Origin of the sequence: Caballeronia hypogeia (assembly GCF_001544875.2) — a bacterium.
In the GTDB taxonomy this organism is placed as follows: domain Bacteria; phylum Pseudomonadota; class Gammaproteobacteria; order Burkholderiales; family Burkholderiaceae; genus Caballeronia; species Caballeronia hypogeia.
Window position 1 is genome coordinate 1 of sequence record NZ_FCOA02000011.1, and the last position, 19574, is coordinate 19574.

Sequence of the window (19574 nt, forward strand, 5' to 3'; positions counted from 1 at the left end):
GCGCTTCGGCAAATGGCTCGAAGCGCGCGCCAAGCGTCAGACCACCGATGCGATCCGCGCGCTCAACGCGCTGCGCCCGGAGCGCGCGCGCGTGCGCGATCGTAACGATCCGTCGCGCGAACGCGAGGTCGCGCTGGCGGATGTGCGGATCGGCGATATCGCCATCGTGCGGCCGGGCGAGCGGGTGCCGGTCGACGGCATCGTGCGCGAGGGCCGCACGCATATCGACGAATCGCTGATCACCGGCGAAAGTCTGCCGGTCGCGAAGGAGCCGGGCGCACGCGCCACCGGCGGCTCGATCAACGGCGAAGGCGTGATCGCGATCGAAACCACGGCCATCGGCGCGGAAACGACGCTCGCGCGCATCATCCGGCTGGTGGAATCGGCGCAGGCGGAGAAGGCGCCGATCCAGCGTCTGGTCGATCGCGTGTCCGCCGTGTTCGTGCCGGCGATTCTCGCGATCGCGCTCGTCACGCTCGCCGGCTGGCTGTTGCACGGCGCGGGCGGCGAAACGGCGCTGCTGAACGCCGTCGCGGTGCTGGTGATCGCGTGCCCGTGCGCGCTCGGCTTAGCGACGCCGACCGCGATCATGGCCGGCACCGGCGTCGCGGCGCGCCAGGGCATTCTCATCAAGGACGCGCAGGCGCTCGAACAGGCGCACGCGATCCGCATCGTCGCGTTCGACAAGACCGGCACGCTGACGGTCGGCAAACCCAGTCTCGTCGCGTTCGAAGCCGCGCCGGGCGTCGATCGCGCCGATGCGCTCGCCCTCGCCGCCGCCGTGCAGCGCATGAGCGAGCATCCGCTGGCGAAGGCGGTGATCGCCGCCGCGCACGACGCGCCGCGCGTGGGCGCGAGCGCCGCGCGCGCGATCGCCGGGCGCGGCGTGGAAGCGCAGGTCGGAGAACGGCGCATTGCGATCGGCAGCGGGCGCTTGCTCGCCGAACGGGGCGCGGAAGCGCCCGCATCGCTCCATGTGCGCGCGCGCGAACTCGAAGCGCAGGGCAACACGGTGTCGTGGCTGATCGAAGGGAACGATGCCGTGCTCGCGCTTTTGGCGTTCGGCGATACGGTCAAGCCGACCGCGCGCGCGGCTATCGACCGGCTCGCGCAAATGGGCGTGCAGAGCGCGCTCGTCACCGGGGACAACGCGGGAAGCGCGCAGGCCGTCGCGCGCGCGCTCGGCATTGCCCCGGAGTTTGTGTTCGCGCAGACGCTGCCGGACGACAAGGCGCGTGTCGTCACGCAACTGAAGGCATCGGGCAAGATCGTGGCGATGGCCGGCGACGGCATCAACGACGCGCCCGCGCTCGCGGCGGCCGATATCGGCATCGCAATGGCGAGCGGCACCGATGTCGCGATCGAGGCGGCCGGCCTGACGCTGATGCGCGGCGATCCGGCGCTGGTCGCGGACGCCATCGACATTTCGCGGCGCACGTACCGCAAGATCCAGCAGAACCTGTTCTGGGCGTTCGTCTACAACCTGATCGGCATCCCGCTCGCGGCTTTCGGCATGCTCGATCCGATGTTCGCGGGCGCGGCGATGGCGTTTTCCAGCGTGAGCGTGGTGACCAACGCGCTGTTGCTGCGGACGTGGCGCGCTCAGGCGGGCGCGGCCGACGAAGCGCGCACCGGCAAGCCGATCACGCGCCCCGCGTAACGCGCGTCCTCGAGCGCGATCGTCGGCTCGGATGCGATGCGCGCGGCGATGTCTTCATCGAATGATGCGGACTTCGGCGCGCCGCTCGAATCGATGTGCATCATCATCTGCTCGCACGCGGAAACCGGCTCGTCGCCGTCGCCTTCGAACATCTCCAGATAGAGATGGATGCGCTTTCTGTCATGCGCGATCACGCGCGATTCGACGCGCACCGCCGCGCCCTCCTTGATCTCGCGCAGATAGTTGATGTGCGCTTCCATCGTGTAGAGCGTGCGTTGGCGCGCGCTCCGTCCGGCGTCGTCGAGGCCGATGCGGTCCATGAACGCATCGGTCGCGAGGCTGTAGATCAGCATGTAGAAGGCATCGCGCAGATGGCCGTTGTAGTCGACCCATTCGGGCTTCACGGTGTCGCGATAGATCGTGCTCATCTGCGCTGCTCCTTTGATCTTCAGTCTTCGATGCCGTGGCGCGCCTTCGCCTGCGCGATCGCCTCGATCACGCTCGCGATGCAGTCGTCGCGGTAGCGCTCCAGTTCCTTGATGCCGCGTCCGTTCGTCTGATGCGACGTGCCGTCGACCACGCGGTCAATGAGTTCATCGGTCAGTTTCGGCGCGACGAGTTTCGTCCACGGCAGTTCGAGCGCGGGGCCGAATTGCTGCATGAAGTGTCGCATGCCCGCCTCGCCGCCCGCCAGCGTATAGGTGAGGAACGTGCCCATGAAAGACCAGCGGATGCCCGCGCCGTAGCGGATGGCGTCATCGATTTCGCCGGTAGTGGCCACGCCGTCGTTCACCAGATGCAGCGCCTCGCGCCACAGCGCTTCCAGCAGCCGGTCGGCGATGAAGCCCGGCACTTCTTTTCGCACGCGCAAGGGCCGCATGCCGATGGAGGCGTAGAAACTCATGGCCGAGTCGATCGCTTCGCCTGAGGTCTTCTCGCCGCCTAGCACTTCGACGAGCGGCAGCAGATACACCGGATTGAACGGATGCCCGACGACGCAGCGTTCGGGGTTGACGGCGCGCGCGTAGAAATCGCTCGGCAAAAGCCCTGACGTCGACGACGCGATGATCGCATCGGGTTTCGCCGCGCGGCTCACGCGCTCGTGCAGCGCGAGCTTGAGTTCCTCGCGCTCGGGCGCGCTTTCCTGGATGAAATCGGCATTGGCGACGCATTCCTCGACCGTCGCGACGACGCGCAACTTGTCCTGCGATGCGCCTTCTGCCAGCCCGACGCGCGTAAGCGCCGGCCACGCGTTCGCGACGTTCGCGCGCAGTTGCGCTTCGGCGCCTGGCGCGGGGTCCCACGCGGTGACGTCGAGTCCTGCTCCGAGCGCGCGCGCCACCCAGCCGCTGCCGATCACACCCGCGCCGAGCGCGGCGAATTGCTTGACTTGCATGTCGTCGATTTCCTTTGTGCTTGATGTGCCTGCTTGTGCTTCTGCTTCAGGCGATTTGTTCGAGCGCGCGCTTTTCCAGCGGGCGTTCACCGCGCGGCGGCAGGCCGAGCTTTCTGCGTCCTTCGGCGGGCGTGAGCGCGCGAGCGCCGAGCCGTTCGATGATTTCGATCGCGCGCTGCACGAGCGACCCATTGGTCGCGTGGACGCCGCGATCGAGCCACAGGTTGTCTTCCAGCCCGACGCGCACGTGGCCGCCTAGCAGCATCGCCTGCGCGACCATCGGCATCTGCATGCGGCCGATGCCGAAGCCGGCCCAGTGCGCGCCGGGCGGCAGGTTGTCGACCATCGCTTTCATCGTGCCGGTGTCGGGCGGCGCGCCCCAGGGAATGCCCATGCACAGTTGAAAGAGCGGCGGGTCGTCGAGCAGGCCTTCCTTGAGCAACTGATTCGCGAACCACAGATGGCCGGTGTCGAAGATTTCCAGTTCGGGCTTCACGCCAAGCTCCTGGATGCGTTTGGCGCCGGCGCGCAGTTGGGCGGGCGTCGAGACGTAGATGTAGTCGCCGTCGCCGAAGTTGAGCGTGCCGCAGTCGAGCGTGCAGATTTCGGGCAGGAGTTCTTCCACATGCGCGAGTCGCGTCAGACCGCCGACGAGGTCGGTGCCCTTGCCGAACCGCATCGGGTCTTCGCCGGGACCGATTTCCAGGTCGCCGCCCATGCCCGCCGTGAGGTTGATGATGACGTCGACGTCGGATGAGCGGATGCGGTCCACCACTTCACGGTATAGCGCGGGGTCGCGGCTGCCTCGTCCGGTATGCGGATCGCGCACGTGGCAGTGGGCGACGGTTGCGCCCGCGCGGGCCGCTTCGATTGCCGCTTCCGCGATCTGTTTCGGCGTGACGGGGATGGCCGGATGACGGCTGGTCGTGTCGCCTGCGCCGGTCACTGCGCACGTTACTATCACTTCGTGGTTCATGAGTTGCTTCCCATTTCGTTAGGGTTCCTGCATGTTTGATTCAGGCTTGCGTCTCCATGAAAACGCAAGCAGACCAGAAAACCTTTAAAGCCCCAAATAACTCCGAACCGCCGGCAATCCATCTTTCCCGTCGACAGTCTTGACGCCTGCCAACCATGCATCCAGAACCTGCGGGTTCTTCTTCAGATAAGCCTTCGCCGCCTCGGCAGGCCGCTCCTTGTTCATCACCGGCTGCATCAGCCGATTCTCCAGATCGGTGGTGAAGCGAAGATTCGAAACCAGCTTTCCGGCATTCGGACACCGCGTCAGAAAATCCGGATTGGTCAACGTGTACACCCGCGCTTCGCCGTAGTTCGGCCCGAACACCTCATCCCCGCCCGACAGATAATTGATCTTCATCTGGATATTCATCGGATGCGGCTCCCAGCCGAGAAACACGACCGGCTTCTTGTCGCGAACGGCGCGCTCGACCGTCACCAGCATCCCCGCCTCGCTCGATTCGACCAGCTTGAATCCGCCCAGCCCGAACTGATTCGAATCGATCATCTTCTGGATCTTCGCGTTCGCGCTGCTGCCCGGCTCGATGCCGTAGATCTTGCCGTCGAGTTCGTCGCGATGCTTCGCGATATCCGCGAACGTCTTGATGCCCGCGTCGTACGCATAGCTCGGCACCGCCAGCGTCGCCTTCGCGCCCGACAGGTTCGGCGGTTCGAGCTTCTGAATGCTCTTCGATTCGAGGAACGGCTCGACCGCCTTCTGCTGCACCGGCCACCAGTAGCCCAGGGATACGTCGATCTGCTTGCTTTTCAGGCCCGCCAGCGAAATCGGCACCGAAGCCACCGTCGTCTTCGGCGCGTAGCCAAGCCCCTCGAACACGACCGAGGCCAGCGCGGTAGTCGAAGTGATGTCGGTCCAGCCGATGTCGACGAAGCGCACCGTGCGGCAACTCGCGTCGTCGACGCCCGCGGCATGCGCGAGGGCGACGCCCACGGCGCACGCTCCGGCGACGAACAGTTTCGAAGTGAAGCGATGTCTCATGTCGTGCCTTTCAGTGAGAGTTGCGGATGGAGCCGGTTGGTGGCGCCGGCATGCATACAAAGTAACGCCGCATAAAAGTACCCGAACGCCCGCTTGCGACCGCGACTTGACTGCTTGCGACCTGCCGGTGCAAGGCATCCAGGCACGCTCGTTCGCAGGCGCTGTCTCCGTGGCCGATCAGACGGAATGCGGCTATCCGATTGGCTCTAATGAGCAGCACGGGCGGCCGTGAGTTTCGCCGACGCAACAGACCAACGGGGACCGGCGACGGTCACATGAGCCAGGAAAAATAAAAATGGCGTCGTTCCGGAAAAACTTCGCGATCTTGATGACGATGCAGGTCTCCACCTATCTGGTGCCGCTGCTGACCTTGCCATGGCTCGCGCGCGTGTTGTCTCCGAGCGGTTACGGCCAGCTCTCTTTCGGGCTCGCGTTTCTCAGCTATTTCGTCGTATCGACGAACTTCAGCTTCTCGCTTACCGCCACGCCGCGTATTTCGGTAAACAGACATGACCGCGCCACGCGCTCACGTATTTTCTGGGAAACATTTTCCGCCCAGATATTGATTACGGTGGCCGGGCTTGCGGTCTTGCTCGCGCTCACTTTCATCTTTGCTCCGCTGGCGGAAAACCGCACGCTTCTCCTGCTCGGCTTCGGACTCGTGATCGGCACTCTGATGATTCCCACCTGGTACTTTCAGGGCATGGAAGATCTGGGCGTGATCAGCATGCTGGTTTTCATCGGCCGCGTGCTCAGCATTCCGGCCATATTTCTGCTCGTGCGCGAACAGAACGATATTTTCTGGGCCATGGGCATCAACTCGATGGTGAACGTCGTGACCGGCGTGGCCGTGCTCGTTTATCTCTTCCGACGTAAGGAAATTGATTTCGTGTGGATCCCGTTCAGGTCGATCGTGAATGCGCTGAAAAACGGCTGGACGGTCTTCATGGCGACCGCGATTGTCGAGATTTATTCGTCGAGCAATATCGTGCTGCTCGCACTGATGGCCGGCAATGTCGCGGCCGGTTATTTCGCGGCGGCGGACAAGCTGATCCGCGCGGCGCTCAATATACTCAGCCCGCTCAAGACCGCGGCTTATCCGCGCATCAGCTTTCTGATGCACCATTCGCGCGGCGACGCTTTCGCCTTCCTGCGTGTGATGTTCGCCGTGCAAGGCAGCATCACGCTCGCGACCTCGCTCACGATCTTCTTCGGCGCGCCGCTCGCGGTTCGCCTTCTGTACGGCCCGGAGTTCCTGCCGACCGTCGACGTCCTGCGCTGGATGTCCTTCGTTCCTTTCATGGCGGGCCTCTCCGACCTCTTCGGCGTACAGACCATGCTGCCGCTCGGCATGAAGTCGCAGTTCACGCGCATTCTGATCGGCTCGGCTGTGCTCAACTTCCTGCTGCTCGCGATTCTCGCGAACCTGTTCGGGGAACAGGGCGCCGCGGCAACCGTACTGGCCGTCGAAGCTGCCATTGCCGCTGCCATGGCAATTACGCTTTATATGCGTGGCGTGCCGATTCTTCGCAAAACCGCACTGCAATAAGGACCGCGTCGTGTCACATTCTGGCCTAACGCACCATAGTGTTTACGCGTATTGGTATGCATACGTAGGAACATTCGAGTAGCTATTTCCGCCATTCGTTATCCAAAGCATATTCCCAGCTTTTTGCGCAAGAGCAAAGTTTGCCGAAACGCCACAGCCTCTGTGGTTGGTCGCACATAGCAAGGTTTTCGAACGGGGTAATCTGATTTCCGAGGGATATGCCCGCACCGACAACCGCGGCGCAAGGGAAATGGAGAGGTTTCCAGCGATGTTGTCGGGCACATAACTATCTAGACCAGACTAACAGGTGCCAATAATGGACCGACCCGACGCCATCCGAGAGAGTGCGCGCCTGTATGCGCGCGAGCCTCTTTTTTACCCCCCCACAGAACGAATTGCCAACTCGAGGATGACGGCCTTTACCTTGGCCTTCGAGAAAGCAACCGGCGAGCGCTTCGACAGTTACGCCGATTTTCACGCCTATACCGCACGCGAATACCGCCTTTTCTGGAAATGTTTTTTGGAATCGGCGCATGGGCTGGAATGGTCCGGATCGAATGAACCGGTTTGTATTGGAAACCAATGCGAAACAGCGCGCTTCTTTCCCAGCGTCGAACTGAATTACGCAGAAAATCTGCTCGGCAAACGCATTGCCTGCGATGACGCTCCGGCGCTCACCTCGCGCTATGCCGATGGCCGGCGTATCACCTATACGCGCAGCGAATTGCGCGAGCGCGTCATGCGGCTCGCGCAGTCGCTGTCCGAGATGGGGCTGAAAGAAGGCGACCGCGTAGTCGCGATCATGCGCAACGACGGCGACGCGATCACGACCGCGCTCGCCGTGACCGCGCTCGGCGCGACGCTTTCGACGGCGGCACCGGAGAACGGCGTGCAGGCGATCCTCGACCGCTTCGCGCCACTCGCTCCGAAGATGCTGTTCGCGCACACGATGCAGCGCCCCTTCGACACCGGCGGCTCCATCTCGGGTCACGTCGCCGCGGTGGCCGCGCAACTGCCGTCGCTGACGGACATCGTTTGTCTGGACGAAACCGATCTGCCGAGCACGGTGACGCAGCGTCAGCACGAACTGCGCTCGCTGATCGTGCGCGGCGACGCGACGCGCTTCACGTGGAAGCGCTTCCCGTTCAACCATCCGCTCTTCATCATGTTTTCGTCGGGCACGACCGGCAAGCCGAAGTGCATCGTGCACGGCGCGGGCGGCACGTTGCTCGAGCACGTGAAGGAGCATCGCCTGCATAGCGATTTCGGTCCCGGCGACAAGCTCTTTTTCCACACGAGCTGCTCGTGGATGATGTGGAACTGGCAGTTGTCCGTGCTCGCCTCGGGTGTGGAGATCGTCACGTATGACGGGCCGGTGGCGGCCGTCGACACGCTCTGGCGCATCGTCGCGAACGAACGGGCGACCGTTTTCGGCACGAGCCCGGCCTATCTGAAGATGAACGAGGACGCGGGTCTGGAGCCCGCCGAGCAGTTCGACCTCTCCGCCCTGCGCGCGATGATGTCCACCGGCGCCGTGCTCTTCGACTCGCAGTTCCAGTGGGTCAGCGAACACGTGAAGCAGTTGCAATTGCAATCGATCTCGGGCGGCACGGACATCATCGGCTGCTTCGTGCTCGGCAATCCGAACCTGCCCGTGTACGCGGGCGAAGCCCAGTGCAAGACGCTCGGCCTCGACGTGCAGGCGTTCGATCAGGGCGCAAGCACGATCATGCCGGGCGAACTGGTCTGCACGAATCCGTTCCCGTCGCGCCCGCTCGGCTTCTTCGGCGACGACGACGGTTCGCGCTTCCACAAGGCGTACTTCGCGGCGAACGAAGGCGTGTGGACGCACGGCGACATCATCGAGTTCTCGCCGGAAGGCTCCGCGCGCCTGCACGGCCGCAGCGACGGCGTGCTCAACGTGCGCGGCATCAACGTGAGTCCGGGCGAGATCTACCGCATCCTGAGCGAGATCGGCGAGATCCGTAACGCGATGGTCGTGCCGCAAACCGGCGCGAACGCGGGCGACGACGGCCAGCGCATCGTGCTCTTGCTGGTGCTGCGTCCGGAAGCGCAACTGAATGCGGCGCTCGCCGCGCGCGTGCGCCGCGAGCTCACGCGCCAGGGTTCGGCCGCGCTCGTGCCGGATGTCATCGTGCAGGTGGATGGCCTGCCCGCCACGCACAACGGCAAGCCGTCGGAAGCCGCCGCGCGCGACGCGGTCAACGGCCTGCCCGCGCGCAACGTGTCGTCCCTCGCGAATCCGGAATGTCTCGATCAGATCCGCGAGCATCCGTCGCTGACGCGCGCCAAACGCGAACTGCCCGCGCCCGGCGAGGCGATCGAATCGCTCGAAGCGTGGCTGTGCGCGCTCTGGGAGCAGCATTTCAGCTTCTCGCCGATCGGCCGCGATGACAACTTCTTCGAGCTGGGCGGCCATTCGCTGCTTGCCGCGCGCATGCTCACCGAGGTGCAGCGCACCACCGGCCGCACGCTGCCGCTTTCCACGATGATCGTCGCGCCGACCATCGCGCGTCTCGCCGCCGTTCTCGCCGCCGATCCGCAGACGCGCGCCGGCAACTCGACGCTCGTGCAGATGCGCGCGGGCAGCGGCCGGCCGCTCTTCATGATCCACAGCATCACCGGCTCGGTGATGGAGTGCCTCACGCTCGCCGGCATGCTGCAGAACGAGCGTCCCGTGTACGGCCTGCAGGCGCTCGGCCTCGACGGCGACGAAGCGCCCCAGCACAGCGTCGAAGAGATGGCGCGCGGCTACGTGCTGCGCATGCGCGAGGCGCAGCCCAAGGGCCCGTACGCGCTGGTCGGCTATTCGTTCGGCGGGCTGATCGCGTTCGAGATCGCGCAGCAACTGGTCGCGGCGGGCGAGAAGATCGAGATGCTCTGCCTGCTCGACACCTACGTGCACGAGCACTGCCTGCCGTTCGCGCACTGGTCGCGCTATGCGGCCGGCGTACTCGCGCAACGCGTGCGCGAGTTCCGTGCGCTCGATGCGGGCGAACGCGTGGACTATCTGCGCGGCAAGGCACAGGCGCTCAACGATCGCTTGCGCATGCGAATGGGCAAACAGGCGCACCAGCCCGCGCCCGACGCCCAGGGCCTGCCGCCCGTGCTCCTGCGCGTGCGCGAGTCGATGCGCGTCGCGATGACGACCTACAATCCGCGTCGATACGACGGCGGGCCGATCGTCTACGTGCGCGCGACGGTGCTCGACCCGCATCGCCCCGATCCGCTGCCGGTCTGGCAGCGCGTCGCGGCACATGGCCTGCGCATCATGAAGGTCGATGGCAAGCACACCGACCTGGTCGTGGAGCCGCATCTCGCGCGCGTCGCGCAGACGCTCACGAGCGCCCTCGGGACCGCCTGAAACCGCATGCGCATCGCTGGCTCCGGCGCGCCCTACGGGGCGCGCCGGATTGCGCATGCTTTTTGCAATTGCTAGGGTATCCGGCTCGCTCATCGACCTGACTCAATCGATCGATCCGATGCCCGAACCACACGATTTCCATTTCCTGCTGCTGCCCGAATTCTCGTCGATCGGCTTCATGTCCGCGATCGAACCGCTGAGAGTCGCGAACCGCTTCGCCGGCGACCTGTACCGCTGGCATATCCTTTCCGTCGATGGCGGCCCGGTCGCCGCGAGCAACGGCATCTCGCTCAACGCGGAAGGCGCGTTCGACAGCGTGACCGACGCCCACACCGTGTTCGTCGTGTCGGGCTTCGAGCCGCTGTCGCGCTACTCACGCGCGATCGCCGACTGGCTCAGGCGCCTCGATCGCGCGGGCGCGACGCTCGGCGGCATCGACACGGGCAGCATCATTCTCGCGGAAAGCGGCCTGCTCGCCGGCAAGCGCGCGACGCTGCACTGGGAAGCGGCCGCCGCGTTCGCGGAGCGATATCCCGACATCGAAACGAGCCAGGAGCTCTTCGAGATCGATGCGCGGCGCATCACCTGCGCGGGCGGCACGGCATCGATCGACATGATGCTCGACCTGATCGCGCGCGAGCACGGCGCGAACCTCGCCGCGCAGGTTTCCGAGCAGTTCGTGCTGGGACGCATCCGCCAGCCATCCGATCATCAGCGGCTGCAGATCGCGGCGCGCTACGGCCTGCACAACCGCAAGCTGATCCAGGTGATCGAACTGATGCAGGAGCACATGGAAGAGCCGCTGTCGCCCGATGAGCTCGCGCAATCCATCGGCGTCACGCGCAGGCAGCTCGAACGGCTCTTCTGCGCGGCGCTCAACGACACGCCCACGCACTTCTATCTCGGCCTGCGTCTCACGCGGGCGCGCGAGCTGCTGCAGCAGACCGAGATGTCGATACTCGCGGTATGCGTGGCGTGCGGCTTCGAATCGCCTTCGCATTTTTCGCGCACGTATCGCGCACGTTTCGATACCAGCCCGCGACAGGACCGCAGCGCCTTGCGCGCCACCGGCCCCGCGCGACGCGCCGCGGCCTGAGCGGGCCGCGCTCAGAACGAATGGCGCATGCCGACACGCACGTCGGCCTGCGTATTCGACGACGACGGCGTGAAGCTGTAGCCGATCACGGCATCGATCGGACCGGACGCGCGCAGATAGTCGCCGGAAACATAGACGTCCGTGCGCTTCGAGAGCAGATAGTGCAGGCCGAGCGAGCCCTGATTCCAGTGATTGCCTTCGAAGCGCGTGTGCTGATAACCGCCGTAGAGGTTCAGGTCGGGCATGAAGCTGTATGACGCGCCGCCTTCGTACACCTGCATGTGCGAAGTCTGGCCGAGGCCCTTGATCGTCGTGTAGGTGAAGTTGCCCGACAACATCAGCTTGCCGATGGTCCACGCGGCGCCCACCGCGAACGCGCCCTGCTTGTCCACCGGAAACGCGGTCGAGCTGTAAAGGTCGGTGACGGCGCCCGTGGCCGGATCGACGGAGACGGTCGGCTGGCCGAGGAACGTGCGCGCGCCGATCATCGCGTAGGGATCGAATGCGTAGATGCCGTTGGGATTGTTCAACTGCGTGTACGCCGCGCCCATGTTGAACGAGCCCGCCGCATAGTGCCCGCCGACGCTCCACGCGCTGTTGCGATGGAAGTCGCCGGCCTGATTGCCGAACGAATACATGCCGCCAAACGTGAAGCCGCCGAAGTCGTTCGACAGGAACTTGATCGAATTCGGCAGGCGGTCGCCGTTCATGCGGTCGAAGTCGCCCTGGTGGATCGCATAGCCGCTGGCCCACGCCGAGATGTTGTAGAGATAGACGAACTCCTCGGTCATGTCGAGCTGATTGCCGAGCGACACCGTGCCCCACTGGTTCTTCAGGCCCACATACGCCTGGCGGCCGAATTCCGCGCCGCCGAATCCCAATTGGCCGTTGCCGAGATGGAAGCCCGACTCCAGCACGAACACGGCCTGCAGCCCGCCGCCCAGATCTTCGACGCCGCGAAAGCCGATGCGGTTGCCGTAGGAAATGCCGTCATCGAACTTAACGACGTGCGAGCCGCCGGTGTTGCTCACCCACGTGATGCCCGCATCGAGAATGCCGTAGAGCGTCACGCTGCTTTGCGCGTGCGCATGCATGGGCGCGCTCGCCGCGCCGGCGGCGATGGCGAGGCCTGCGAACTTCGATGCAACGTGTGCGGCATGTCCTTTTCTCATTTGCTGGTCCTCTGCTCGTGCGGATCGGTACGTGGTTGGAAAAAGCGATGCCCTGCCCCGCGCCCACGGCGCGAGGGCATGTCGCATGCTGACCTGCGGGGAACTGCTGAAGACTGTGTTCTGCCTGCGATGCGGCGCGGTGACGCATCATGCCTGCCGGTGTCTTGAAAAATAAGGCTCCATATATGTCGCGGCTCGACCCATTGCGACGCAAATCTGTCCAGTTGCGACCACTGCAACAGCGTATTTCCCTTCGCTCGAACTAATCCGAATTCAGACATGCCCGATTCTCGGACCGGGACTCGCTGCGCATACTTCGGAATCTGTAAAAAAGCCGCATCCCCGAATCCCGTTAGTTCCGCTTCAGCAATTCGAGTTAGACATGACCACCCGCTGCCTGAGCATCTTCAGCACCGATGCACCTCACGTTCTCACCAATCACAAGCACTACGCGTCCCAGATGGGCTACCAGCACGCGTCCGTCTCGACGACAGCCATGCCGGGCAGCGCCCAGCGCCTGCTGCTCAAATACGAAGTGATCCTGCATCACCTGCGCAACATGCCCGACATGGCCTTGCTCGTTTGCATGACGCAAGACTGCATCGTGCTGAACATGCACCCGGTCGAGCCCATCGCCGATGGTCGGCAGCATGCGCTGATGTCCGTGTCCGGACGCGACGAAGGACACCAGACCGACGTGCAGATATGGCGCAATACGCCGGAGATCCGCAGCTTCATCGTCTCGTGTGTCGAGCAATGCAAGCTCGGCGGCACGCCACGAAACGAAACGGAAATGCTCTCCTCGCTGGACTACATCGAACCGTTCGGCGAACGCGGCGGCGTCATGTGCACGATGCATTGCGGTCCGCGCTTCGATCCGACCTGGTCGCGGCAAACCAACCTCTGGACCATCGCACTCGGTGAGGTGGACACGTATGGCGGCATCCACGCGAACTTCCGCGAAGCGCTCGCCGAGCACATCAACGACTTCCAGCAAAAGGGTTCACTGCTCTTTCACTTCCCCGCCGAGTCCCAGGCTCCGAACGAGGAGCACAGCGTCTACAACCCCGGCCAGCCGATCGCGCTCGTCACGTATTACACGCCCAACGTGCGCGCGTACGGCGCGATCGCCGAACTGAACATGCGCCGCTACTGCGAGCGCCACGGCTATACGCTGTACGTCTATCGTCAGACCCCGGCGGAAGTGGGACCGGGCACATCGGGCACGTGGCTCAAGCCGTGGTTCCTGCGCAAGCATCTGCCCGATCACACCTGGGTGATCTGGGTCGATGCGGACATCCTCTTCCACGATCAGCGCAAGCCGCTCGAGCCTTTGCTCACGGGTCGCGACATTTTTGCGGCTCACGACATCGGTCCGTGGGTCATCAATGCCGGCGTGCTCGGCTTCCGCCGCAAGCCCGCAGTGAGCGCCTTCGTCGAGGAGATTTACGAAAACGTGAGCGCCGCACCGGACAAGTCGAGCACCTACGCGAACGGCGGCGACCAGACGATCATCGCGAATCTGCTGTCGGAACGTCTCGGCTGGAAAGTGGAGCACGGCGTCGACTGCATGAGCATCAACACGCCGTGGTACTTCCAGCAGGCGGATAGCCTGATGGTGCACTTCGTCGCCATCCAGTCGCCGTTGCGCGCCGTGGTCATGGCCGCGCAGGAACGCGCCAGCCTGCAACTCGGCTGAACGCGTTTCCTTTCCTTCCTCCTTCCGTCACTTCACGCCGAGCGCGGTCTGAACGGCTTCCAGGCCGTTGCCGCCGCTCGCCGTGGTCACGCCGTCAAGCCACGATTTCAGCAGTTCCGGATGATGCTTGAGCGCATCCGTCGCGGCGGCGTCGACATTGGTCTTCTTCTCCAGCACGTCGGTGATCACGCCGTTTTCCAGATCGACGTTGAACGCCATCTGCTTGAACAGCCGGCCTACGTTCGGACACTGCTGTTCATAGCCGCTGCGCGACACCGTGTTCACCGTCGCGCCGCCGTAGTTCGGACCGAAGTACTTGTCGCCTCCGTCGAGATAGGTCAGCTTGAACTTCGTGTTCATCAGATGCGGCTCCCACGCGAGGAACACGATCCACTTCTTGTCGCGCACCGCACGCTCCACTTGCGTGAGCATCGCGGTCTCGCTCGATTCGACGATCTTCCAGTCGCCCAGACCGAAGGCCTTGTCGTCGACCATCTTCTTGATGTTCTGATTCGCGGGCGCGCCCGGCTCGATGCCGTAGATGCGGTTGTCGAACTTGTCGGCGTTCTTCGCGAGGTCGGCGAACGAATGCACACCCGCCGCCGCGACATAGTCCGGCACGGCCAGCGTGAACTTCGCATTTGACAGATTCGGGCGCACCACGTCGATCGACTTCTCCTCGAAGAACGGCTTCACGAGCGGCGCCTGCGCGGGCATCCAGTTGCCGAGGAAGACGTCGATCTGGCCTTTCTTCAAGCCCTGATATGTAATCGGCACCGACAGGTTGGCCACATTCTGCTTGTAGCCGAGCGCCTTGAGCACGATGCCGCTCATCGCGTTGGTGGCGTCGATGTCGGTCCAGCCGGGTCCGGCCATGCGCACTTGCGTGCACGACTGCGGCTCGGCGGCAAACGCGTGAGACGCCACGCACGCGAGCGCGGCGGCGAAGAGCGCATGGATGAAGCCCTTTTTCATGGTGCGTTCCTGTCGTGTGGGGTAATGGTGGGGATAACGTGCTCAGTGCTCGACAGCGGGAAAGCGCGCCATCGCTTCGAGATCGTCGAGGTCGATGTGATTGCGCATGTAGCGCTGACTCGCATCGACGTGCGGCTGCCAGTCCCATGACTGGATCGTGCCCTGCGTCGTGGCCGCGAAGTGGAAATGGCGGCGGCGCTGGCTCTTCAGCACGTCTTCGTGCACTGCATCGAGGTTCCAGCGCCTGGCGACTTCCGCGCGGAATTCGGCGACGAGTCCGGCGTGGCGTTCATCGCCTGCGAGGTTCTCGCGTTCGAACGAATCGGCCTGCACGTCATAGAGCTGATCGGGGTCGACGCTCGTGTGAATGAACTTGAAGCGTCCGCGCCGGATCATCACGATGGGCGCGATCGCGCCTTCCGCGAGATATTCGCCGATCGCCTCGTCATGGCCGCCGCTCTCGCGCAGATGCGGCACGAGACTCCGGCCATCGACGCTGTCGGGCCACGATTGCGCGGACTCGCCGCGCGCGAGTTCGACGAGCGTCGGCAGCACATCGAGATGCGAGACCGAATCCGCCACGCGTCGCGCGCGAAATTGCTTCGGCGCATGCACGATCAGCGGCACGCGGCAGCCGCCTTCGAAGAACGTCATCTTGTACCAGAGGCCGCGCTCGCCCAGCATCTCGCCATGGTCCGACGTGACGACGATGATCGTATCGTCCGCGAGACCGGCCTGTTCGAGCGCTTCGAGAATCGATGCGAACTGGTCATCCACATACGACACCGCGCCGTAGTATGCGCGCCGCGCGTTGCGAATCTGGCGCTCGGTGGGCGGCGTGCGATCCGCTTCATAGACGTGACGCAGGCGCTTCGAATGCGGATCGCAGGCGTCGAGCGCATCGCGATACGAAGGCATGTCGACGTCTTCATCGCGATACAGGTCCCAGTACTTGCGCGGAATCGCATACGGGTCGTGCGGATGCGTCAGCGATGCGACCATCATGAACGGACGCGCGTCGCGGCCCGCGTTGCGCTCGCGGGCGATATCGAAGAGCTTCTGACGCGTCGTGAAGGTCACTTCGTCGTCGAAGTCGAGCTGATTGGTGCGCACGCACGGGCCCGCGTCGATCACGGAACTCATGTTGTGATACCACGTGGGGCGTGCTTCGGGGTTTTGCCAGTCGGGCGTCCAGCCGAAGTCCGCCGGATAGATATCGGTCGTGAGGCGTTCCTCGAAGCCGTGCAGCTGATCCGCGCCGCAGAAATGCATCTTGCCCGAGAGAATCGTGCGATAGCCTTCGGCGCGCAGATAGTGCGCAAAGGTGAGCGTTTCGGACGGAAATTCGGCGGCGTTATCGTAAGCGCCAATATTCGAAGGCAGCTTGCCCGCGAGCAGCGAGAAGCGCGACGGCGCGCACAACGGGCTTGCGCAGTATGCAGACTCGAAGACCACGCCTTCGCGTGCGAGCGCATCGATACACGGCGTCTTCGTCACGCGGTTTCCGTAGGCGGACAGCGCGAAGGGTGTGAGCTGATCGGCCATCAGCACCAGGATATTTTGTTTCGTCTCCAGCATGAACACGGGCCTCGCATAGAATCGTTGGTTGAGCGTTCACGTCACTATTGCCGTTCAAATGGCGGCTGTGAAGACGGCATTTCGTTATGCGCATATAAGGGGCACTTATGTCGCGGCAAGAACGCCTGCCACCCATGCAGGCGCTGTTGATGTTCGAATCCGCTGCGCGACTCGCCAGCTTCACGGCCGCGGCGCGCGAGCTCGGCTCGACGCAGCCGGCCGTGAGCCAGCGCGTGGTGCAGCTGGAAGAATCGCTCGGCGCGGCGCTGTTCGAGCGCGGGCATCGCGGCGTCACGCTCACCGAGGACGGCGCGCGCCTTTTCGAAGCCGTGCGTTGCGGACTCGACGTGATTCGCGCGGCCACCGCCGATATCCGCTCGCGCCATGCGCTGCGCACGCTTACGATTTCGACGGACTTCGGCTTCGCCACTTACTGGCTGATGCCGCGCCTGCCGCAATTCAAGGCCCTGATGCCCGATGTCGATGTGAAGATCATCACGTCGCAGAGCTTGCCGAGCGCATCGGGCGATCATGCGGATGTGGTCATCGTGTTTGGCGACACACACGCCGACTGGGGCGCAAAGAGCGCGGTAAAACTCTTTCCCGAGCGCGTGATTCCGGTGTGCAGTCCGGCGCTGATCGCGAACCGGAATGTCCCGCTCGCGCCGGACGGTCTGCTCACGCTGCCGCTGCTGCATCTGGAGCCGACGCATCCGGAGCGCTGGCTTTCGTGGAGCGCGTGGTTCGAGGCGCACGGGCTCGCCGCGCCGCCGACACAGGGCGGCTTCACGTTCAACAGCTACGCGCTCGTCACGCATGCGGCGGTGATGGGCCAGGGTGTCGCGCTGGGCTGGACGCCACTCATCGACGAGCTGATCGCGACGGGGCAGTTGATCGCATTGTGCGATGCACCGCTCGTGACCGATCGCGGCTACGTGCTGGTGACGCCGCGCGAGCCGGTGGCCGCGGTACGCGCGTTCAGCGCGTGGCTGCTGGACGAATGCGACGTGGCCGGCTGACGCTTTCGTACTACATCTGCGGCGGTTCGCTTCTATCTTGGAATCGCATGCGTACGCTCTACTACCGGATACGCTCGCTGCATTTCGCGGCGCTGCAACCATCCGAATGTGGAGCACGCATGGCAGCCGATTCCCGCTTTGATCAACTGGTGCTTACCGTTTCGTGCCCGAGCGCGGCGGGGCAGGTCGCCGCCATCGTCGGCTTTCTGGAACGGCATCACGGTTATATCGACGAACTCACCGTCTTCGACGACGATCTCTCCGGGCGCTTTTTCGTGCGCTGCGTCTTTCACGGCGCGCGTGCCGATGATCCGCTCGACCTGGAGATGCTCAAGCGCGAGTTCGGGCCGATCGCGGAAAGCTTCTCGATGACCTGGGCGATGCACGATCTCGCGGTGCGGCCCAAGGTGTTGCTCATGGTGTCGAAGCTGGAGCATTGCCTGGCGGACCTGCTGTTCCGCTGGCGCATGGGCGAACTCAAGATGGACATCGTGGGAATCGGGTCCAACCATACGGATCTCGCGCATCTGGCGGAGCAGCATAAATTGCCGTTCCATCATCTGCCGATTACCGCCGACACGAAGGCTCAACAGGAGGCGCGTCTGCTCGATCTGTTCGACAGTTCCGGCGCCGAATTGATGGTGCTCGCGCGGTATATGCAGATCCTTTCGGGCGAAACGAGCCGCAAGCTCGCAGGGCGCGCGATCAACATTCATCATTCGTTCCTGCCGGGATTCAAAGGCGCGAAGCCTTATCATCAGGCGCACACGCGTGGGGTGAAGCTGATTGGCGCCACCGCGCATTTTGTCACCGACGATCTCGATGAAGGCCCGATCATCGAGCAGGAGGTCGAGCGGGTCGACCATTCCTATAGTCCGGAGCGGTTGCTTACGACCGGGCGGGATGTCGAATGTATTACGCTCGCGCGGGCGGTCAAGGCGTTTATCGAGCGGCGGGTGTTTATCAACGGAGAACGAACCGTGGTCCTGCGCTAAGCGGTTTGTCACTGGATCACGAGAGATCGAGAAGAGCAAAAAAAGCGCCGCGGGCAACAACCCGCGGCGCTCAGCGTTCGCCCAAACGCAAAACCGATTACTTAGTCCACGAATCCACGCGATCCTGATGGGCGCCGATCCAGGCATCTGCCGCAGCCTGAGGCTTTTCGCCGTTTTGCGTAGCGAGCATCACGCCATCGATCTCACCCGGTTTCCACTGGAACTTCTTGAGAAACGCGACGACGTCCGGCGCCTTCTTCTCCAGTTCCGGGTTGATCACGTTGTCCACGTGCTCCGCTTCACCGAAGACCTTCTTGGGATCTTCGAGGAATTTCAGCTTGTACTTCGCGAACATCCAGTGCGGCTTCCAGCCCGTCACGATGATCGGCTTGTTGGCCGCTTCCGAGCGCGCCAGTTCCGCCGTCATCGCCGAACCCGAACTCGGCAGCAGCTTGTAGTCGAGGTTATAGGCCTTGATTGCCTCGCTCGTCTTCTGCATCACGCCCGCGCCCGCATCGATGCCGACGATGCGGGAATCGAATTCAGCCTTCTTGGCTTCGAGGTCGGACAAGCTGTTCACATCGACATTCGCGGGCACGATCAGACCGATCTTCGCATCCTGAAAGTTCGGGCCGAGATTCACGACCTTCGACTTGAAGTTGTTCCAGTACGCGCCGTGCGTGACCGGCAGCCACGCCGACAGCGTCGCATCCAGATCGCCGCGCGCCACGCCCTGCCACATCACGCCCGCCGCCACCGGCACGAGCTGCACCGGATAGCCCAGCTTCTTCTCGATCACGCGCGCCGCCACGTTCGACGTCGCCACGCTGTCGTCCCAGCCTTCGACGTAACCAATCTTGATGGTCGGCTTGTCAGCGGCGTTGACTCCAAAGCTCGCGGCAAGGGCGGCGGTCATCGCCCCGAGCACGAACACTCTTCTCATCGATTTCATTTGGTTTCCCCCTTAGCGGCCCCAAGCCGTGTAGCGAACAGAATCACCAGCCAGAATTGGCCCGTAACGCGCATTTCCGACACT

The 19574-nt window shown here is 63.8% G+C and carries 15 protein-coding genes; 7 read left to right on the forward strand and 8 right to left on the reverse strand.

Annotated elements, in window-relative coordinates:
- A partial coding sequence (locus AWB79_RS17555) for a copper-translocating P-type ATPase (protein WP_061168707.1) occupies positions 1 to 1660 on the forward strand: 1660 nt, incomplete at its 5' end.
- Here AWB79_RS17555 and AWB79_RS17560 read toward each other — a convergent pair.
- From AWB79_RS17560 to AWB79_RS17575, 4 genes are all read right to left on the reverse strand, one after another.
- Complete coding sequence (locus AWB79_RS17560) at positions 1603 to 2088, reverse strand: thioesterase family protein (protein WP_061168708.1); 486 nt, start codon at positions 2086 to 2088, stop codon at positions 1603 to 1605. The two genes, AWB79_RS17555 and AWB79_RS17560, sit on opposite strands and share 58 nt — an antisense overlap.
- A gap of 20 nt (positions 2089 to 2108) precedes the next feature.
- Positions 2109 to 3056 carry an L-carnitine dehydrogenase gene (locus AWB79_RS17565; protein ID WP_061168709.1) on the reverse strand — a complete coding sequence of 316 codons (948 nt, stop codon included), beginning with the start codon at positions 3054 to 3056 and terminating at the stop codon, positions 2109 to 2111.
- Positions 3057 to 3102: 46 nt separating this feature from the next.
- Positions 3103 to 4032 carry a 3-dehydrocarnitine:acetyl-CoA trimethylamine transferase CdhC gene (cdhC, locus tag AWB79_RS17570; RefSeq protein ID WP_061168710.1) on the reverse strand — a complete coding sequence of 310 codons (930 nt, stop codon included), beginning with the start codon at positions 4030 to 4032 and terminating at the stop codon, positions 3103 to 3105.
- Positions 4033 to 4116: 84 nt separating this feature from the next.
- Positions 4117 to 5070, reverse strand: coding sequence for a choline ABC transporter substrate-binding protein (locus AWB79_RS17575; RefSeq protein WP_061168711.1), 954 nt, complete (start codon positions 5068 to 5070; stop codon positions 4117 to 4119).
- A gap of 295 nt (positions 5071 to 5365) precedes the next feature.
- On the opposite strand from AWB79_RS17575, the gene AWB79_RS17580 reads away from it, so the two are divergent.
- The 3 genes from AWB79_RS17580 to AWB79_RS17590 all read left to right on the forward strand — a co-directional run bounded on the left by AWB79_RS17580 (position 5366) and on the right by AWB79_RS17590 (position 11100).
- The gene (locus AWB79_RS17580; RefSeq protein ID WP_061168712.1) at positions 5366 to 6619 is read left to right on the forward strand and encodes a flippase; all 1254 of its coding nucleotides are present in this window, start codon (positions 5366 to 5368) and stop codon (positions 6617 to 6619) included.
- 316 nt (positions 6620 to 6935) lie between these two features.
- Positions 6936 to 10004, forward strand: a complete 3069-nt coding sequence (locus tag AWB79_RS17585) for an acetoacetate--CoA ligase (protein ID WP_061168713.1) — start codon at positions 6936 to 6938, stop codon at positions 10002 to 10004.
- A 118-nt stretch (positions 10005 to 10122) separates the two neighbouring features.
- On the forward strand, positions 10123 to 11100 hold the full coding sequence (locus AWB79_RS17590) for a GlxA family transcriptional regulator (protein WP_061168714.1): 978 nt from the start codon (positions 10123 to 10125) through the stop codon (positions 11098 to 11100).
- Between the two features lie 11 nt (positions 11101 to 11111).
- On the opposite strand, the gene AWB79_RS17595 is transcribed toward AWB79_RS17590, so the two are convergent.
- Positions 11112 to 12272 carry a porin gene (locus tag AWB79_RS17595; protein WP_061168715.1) on the reverse strand — a complete coding sequence of 387 codons (1161 nt, stop codon included), beginning with the start codon at positions 12270 to 12272 and terminating at the stop codon, positions 11112 to 11114.
- A gap of 382 nt (positions 12273 to 12654) precedes the next feature.
- Here AWB79_RS17595 and AWB79_RS17600 point away from each other — a divergent pair, with 382 nt between their 5' ends.
- Complete coding sequence (locus AWB79_RS17600; protein ID WP_061168716.1) at positions 12655 to 13971, forward strand: glycosyltransferase family protein; 1317 nt, start codon at positions 12655 to 12657, stop codon at positions 13969 to 13971.
- Between the two features lie 27 nt (positions 13972 to 13998).
- Here the strand turns inward: AWB79_RS17600 and AWB79_RS17605 are convergent, their stop codons facing one another.
- Both AWB79_RS17605 and betC read right to left on the reverse strand, forming a co-directional pair.
- On the reverse strand, positions 13999 to 14946 hold the full coding sequence (locus AWB79_RS17605) for a choline ABC transporter substrate-binding protein (RefSeq protein WP_061168717.1): 948 nt from the start codon (positions 14944 to 14946) through the stop codon (positions 13999 to 14001).
- A gap of 42 nt (positions 14947 to 14988) precedes the next feature.
- Positions 14989 to 16524 carry a choline-sulfatase gene (betC, locus tag AWB79_RS17610; protein ID WP_061168718.1) on the reverse strand — a complete coding sequence of 512 codons (1536 nt, stop codon included), beginning with the start codon at positions 16522 to 16524 and terminating at the stop codon, positions 14989 to 14991.
- Between the two features lie 107 nt (positions 16525 to 16631).
- On the opposite strand from betC, the gene AWB79_RS17615 reads away from it, so the two are divergent.
- Positions 16632 to 17543, forward strand: a complete 912-nt coding sequence (locus AWB79_RS17615; RefSeq protein ID WP_061168719.1) for a choline sulfate utilization transcriptional regulator — start codon at positions 16632 to 16634, stop codon at positions 17541 to 17543.
- Positions 17544 to 17662: 119 nt separating this feature from the next.
- On the forward strand, positions 17663 to 18538 hold the full coding sequence (gene purU / locus AWB79_RS17620) for a formyltetrahydrofolate deformylase (RefSeq protein ID WP_061168720.1): 876 nt from the start codon (positions 17663 to 17665) through the stop codon (positions 18536 to 18538).
- 97 nt (positions 18539 to 18635) lie between these two features.
- Here purU and AWB79_RS17625 read toward each other — a convergent pair whose 3' ends face one another.
- The gene (locus AWB79_RS17625; protein WP_061168721.1) at positions 18636 to 19490 is read right to left on the reverse strand and encodes a glycine betaine ABC transporter substrate-binding protein; all 855 of its coding nucleotides are present in this window, start codon (positions 19488 to 19490) and stop codon (positions 18636 to 18638) included.
- Positions 19491 to 19574 lie beyond the last annotated feature (84 nt).

Bases quoted from the DNA above. Each gene is read 5' to 3' on its own strand.
- AWB79_RS17560 (WP_061168708.1), bottom strand. From the start codon at position 2,088: ATGAGCACGATCTATCGCGACACCGTGAAGCCCGAATGGGTCGACTAC.
- AWB79_RS17565 (WP_061168709.1), bottom strand. From the start codon at position 3,056: ATGCAAGTCAAGCAATTCGCCGCGCTCGGCGCGGGTGTGATCGGCAGC.
- cdhC (WP_061168710.1), bottom strand. From the start codon at position 4,032: ATGAACCACGAAGTGATAGTAACGTGCGCAGTGACCGGCGCAGGCGAC.
- AWB79_RS17575 (WP_061168711.1), bottom strand. From the start codon at position 5,070: ATGAGACATCGCTTCACTTCGAAACTGTTCGTCGCCGGAGCGTGCGCC.
- AWB79_RS17580 (WP_061168712.1), top strand. From the start codon at position 5,366: ATGGCGTCGTTCCGGAAAAACTTCGCGATCTTGATGACGATGCAGGTC.
- AWB79_RS17585 (WP_061168713.1), top strand. From the start codon at position 6,936: ATGGACCGACCCGACGCCATCCGAGAGAGTGCGCGCCTGTATGCGCGC.
- AWB79_RS17590 (WP_061168714.1), top strand. From the start codon at position 10,123: ATGCCCGAACCACACGATTTCCATTTCCTGCTGCTGCCCGAATTCTCG.
- AWB79_RS17595 (WP_061168715.1), bottom strand. From the start codon at position 12,272: ATGAGAAAAGGACATGCCGCACACGTTGCATCGAAGTTCGCAGGCCTC.
- AWB79_RS17600 (WP_061168716.1), top strand. From the start codon at position 12,655: ATGACCACCCGCTGCCTGAGCATCTTCAGCACCGATGCACCTCACGTT.
- AWB79_RS17605 (WP_061168717.1), bottom strand. From the start codon at position 14,946: ATGAAAAAGGGCTTCATCCATGCGCTCTTCGCCGCCGCGCTCGCGTGC.
- betC (WP_061168718.1), bottom strand. From the start codon at position 16,524: ATGCTGGAGACGAAACAAAATATCCTGGTGCTGATGGCCGATCAGCTC.
- AWB79_RS17615 (WP_061168719.1), top strand. From the start codon at position 16,632: ATGTCGCGGCAAGAACGCCTGCCACCCATGCAGGCGCTGTTGATGTTC.
- purU (WP_061168720.1), top strand. From the start codon at position 17,663: ATGGCAGCCGATTCCCGCTTTGATCAACTGGTGCTTACCGTTTCGTGC.
- AWB79_RS17625 (WP_061168721.1), bottom strand. From the start codon at position 19,490: ATGAAATCGATGAGAAGAGTGTTCGTGCTCGGGGCGATGACCGCCGCC.